Below are 3,408 nucleotides of genomic sequence, written 5' to 3'. Positions count from 1 at the left end.
CACCGGATCATGACCCGCGCGGACGAGGCCCGCCGGCTCGGCGTGCACGCGAACGCGGACAACGGCCCGGACTGCGCGCGGGCCCGCCGGTTCGGCGCGACCGGCGTCGGCCTGGTCCGCACCGAGCACATGTTCCTCGGCGAGCGCCGTCAGCTCGTCGAGCGGCTGATCCTGGCCGGCACCGACGAGCAGCGGCAGGCCGCCCTGGACGCCCTCGAACCGCTGCAGCGCGGCGACTTCGAGGAGATCCTCGAGGCGATGGACGGGTACCCGGTGACGATCCGGCTGATCGACCCTCCGCTGCACGAGTTCCTGCCCGACCTCACCGACCTGTCGGTCAAGGTCGCGCTGGCCGGCGACGACGCCACCGAGCACGACCGCCAGCTGCTCGAGGCGGTCCGCAGGCTGCACGAGCAGAACCCGATGCTCGGCCTGCGCGGCGTGCGGCTCGTGCTGCTCATCCCCGGCCTGCTCGACATGCAGGTCCGCGCGATCGCCGCCGCGGCCGCCGAGCTCACCAAGGCGGGCCGCGACCCCAGGCCGGAGATCATGATCCCGCTGACCGCGACCGTGCAGGAGATGGAGATCAGCAGGGAGCGCGCCGAGAAGGTGCTCCAGGCGGTGGCGGCGGAGACCGGCGTCCACGACGAGATCCCGATCGGCACGATGATCGAAGTGCCGCGGGCCGCTCTCACCGCGGGCGAGATCGCGCGGTCGGCGGAGTTCTTCTCCTTCGGCACCAACGACCTGACGCAGATGACCTGGGGCTTCTCCAGGGACGACGTGGAAGGGGCGTTCTTCAGCCCCTACATCGACATGGGCATCTTCGGCGTGTCCCCGTTCGAGACGATCGACGCCGACGGCGTGGGCCGGCTCGTGCGGATCGCCACGGAAGAGGGCCGGGCGACCCGGCCGGGCCTGCACATCGGCGTCTGTGGCGAGCACGGCGGCGACCCGGCGTCGGTCTGGTTCTTCAACGAGGTCGGCCTCGACTACGTGTCCTGCTCGCCGTTCCGCGTCCCGATCGCCCGGCTGGAGGCGGGCCGGGCCGCGATTGTCAGTGCTGGCAGCGACACTAGGTGAGTGGCCTACAGCTCACATGACACGGAGCGCTGGGCGGCCGAGCCGCCCAAGCGCGCCGGCCGTACGGATTTCCAGCGTGATCGCGCGCGGGTCCTGCACAGCTCCGCGCTGCGCAGGCTCGCCGCGAAAACGCAGGTAGTACAGGTCGGGGCCAGCGATTTCCCGCGCACCAGGCTGACCCATTCGCTGGAGTGCGCGCAGATCGGCAGGGAACTCGGCGCCGCGCTCGGCTGCGACCCCGACCTGGTGGACGCGGCGTGCCTGGCGCACGACATCGGCCACCCGCCGTTCGGGCACAACGGGGAGACGGCGCTGGCGTCCCTCGCTGACACCGGCGGCGCGCTGGCCTGCGGCGGCTTCGAGGGCAACGCCCAGTCGCTCCGGCTGCTGACCCGGCTGGAACCGAAGGTCCCCGGCGCCGGCCTCAACCTCACCCGCGCCACCCTCGACGCGGCACTCAAGTACCCCGTCGCCGGCTCGGGCACGGGCAAGTACGGCGCCTACCAGTCGGACATCGCCGTGTTCGACTGGATCAGGGCCGGTGCCCCGCCAGGCTCCGCATGCCTGGAGGCGCAGGTCATGGACTGGGCCGACGACGTGGCGTACTCGGTGCACGACGTGGAAGACGGCCTGCACGCCGGGCTGGTGACCCTGAAGAACTTGCACGATTCTTCGGAACGTACGGTTGTTTCACGCGTCGCCCGCACCGCCTACTGCCCGGCGTCGTGGGACGTCTCGGCGGCGGAACTCGAGGCGGTGTTCGCCGAGTTCATGGAGCTGCCCTGCTGGCGGTTCAGCTTCGACGGCGGCCCCGAGTCGCTGGCCGCGGCCAAGAACCTCACCAGCGAGCTGGTCGGCCGCTTCTGCCAGGCCGCCGAGGAGGCGACGCTCGCTGGCGGCCTGCCGGTACTCAGCCGCTACGCAGCGGACTTGGTCGTGCCGCGCCGCCAGCTGCTCGAATGCGCGCTGCTCAAGGCGGTCGCAGCGCACTACGTGATGTCGCGGGAGGGGGTAGCGGCGCAGCAGGCACGCGAACGGGAGCTGATCACCGAGCTCGCGCTGGCCATCGAGCGCGGCGCGCCGTCCACACTGGACGCGGTGTTCCGACCGTCCTGGAACGACGCCGCGAGCGACGAGGCGCGCCGGCGTGTCATCATCGACCAGGTCGCGTCGCTCACTGATACCTCGGCTATGGTCTGGCATCAGCGGCTCGCGTTATCCACTGGAGGCACGCATGACGACATTCGTGATCGTGGGCGGCGGCCTGGCCGGCGCCAAAGCCGCAGAGACGCTGCGCGCCGAGGGCTTCACCGGCGAGATCGTGCTGTTCGGCGACGAGTCCGAGGTGCCTTACGAGCGGCCGCCGCTGTCCAAGGACTACCTGCTCGGCAAGAAGCCGCGGGAGTCGGCCTACGTGCACCCCGCCGAGTGGTACGCGGAGAACTCGGTCGACCTGCGCACCGGCGTCAGCGTCGCGGCGATCGAGCGGCCGACGCACACGGTGATCGTCGAGCCCTCCGCGCACGGGGGGGCCAGCCCCCCCGTTTCCCCCCCGGGCGGCACGCAGCACTACGACAAGCTGCTGCTCGCCACCGGCGCCGCGCCCCGGCGGCTCGACATCCCTGGCGAGGCCCTTGACGGCGTCCGCACCCTCCGCAAGCTGCCGGATTCCGACGCGCTGCGCGCGGAATTCACCCGCGGCCGGCGGGTCGTGATCGTCGGCTCCGGCTGGATCGGCCTGGAGACGGCGGCGGCGGCCAGCATCGCGGGCTGCCAGGTGACGGTCATCGAGCCGCAGCCGACTCCGCTCTACTACGCGATCGGTCCCGAGCTCGGCGCAGTCTTCACCGTGCTGCACCAGGCGCACGGCGTGGAGTTCCGCTTCGGCGAGACGGCGGCGGAATTCCACGGCGACGCGGCGGGCCGGGTCGGGTCCGTGCTGACCTCATCGGGGACGGTGCTGCCCGCCGACGTGGCGATCGTCGCCATCGGCGCCGGGCCGAACGACGGGCTGGCCCGCGGCGCCGGCCTCGAGCTCTCGAACGGCGTGGTCACCGACTCCGCGCTGCGCACCTCCGATCCGGACATCTACGCCGCCGGCGACGTCGCCTGCTCGTTCCTGCCGCTGCTCGGCACCCACGTGCGGGTCGAGCACTGGTCGAACGCGCTGAACGGCGGCCCCGCCGCCGCCAGGTCCATGCTCGGCCAGGAGGTCGAGTACAACCGCGTACCGTACTTCTACACCGACCAGTACGACCTCGGCATGGAGTGCTCAGGCCTGCCCAGCCCCGGCGCCTACGACCAGGTCGTCTACCGCGGCGACCG

General features: G+C 71.8%; 2 protein-coding genes and 1 pseudogene. All 3 read left to right on the top strand.

Going from position 1 to position 3,408, the window contains the following annotated elements:
* A partial coding sequence (locus WA805_RS26570; protein WP_425243716.1) for a putative PEP-binding protein occupies window positions 1–1,083 on the top strand: 1,083 nt, incomplete at its 5' end.
* Window positions 1,084–2,295: pseudogene (locus WA805_RS26565) on the top strand (deoxyguanosinetriphosphate triphosphohydrolase); the annotation flags it as partial.
* A 22-nt stretch (window positions 2,296–2,317) separates the two neighbouring features.
* A partial coding sequence (locus WA805_RS26560; protein WP_425243715.1) for an NAD(P)/FAD-dependent oxidoreductase occupies window positions 2,318–3,408 on the top strand: 1,091 nt, incomplete at its 3' end.

Source organism: Trebonia sp., from assembly GCF_049794275.1.
Classification (GTDB): Bacteria; Actinomycetota; Actinomycetes; order Streptosporangiales; family Streptosporangiaceae; genus Trebonia.
This window is presented reverse-complemented; position numbering and strand designations above follow the sequence as displayed.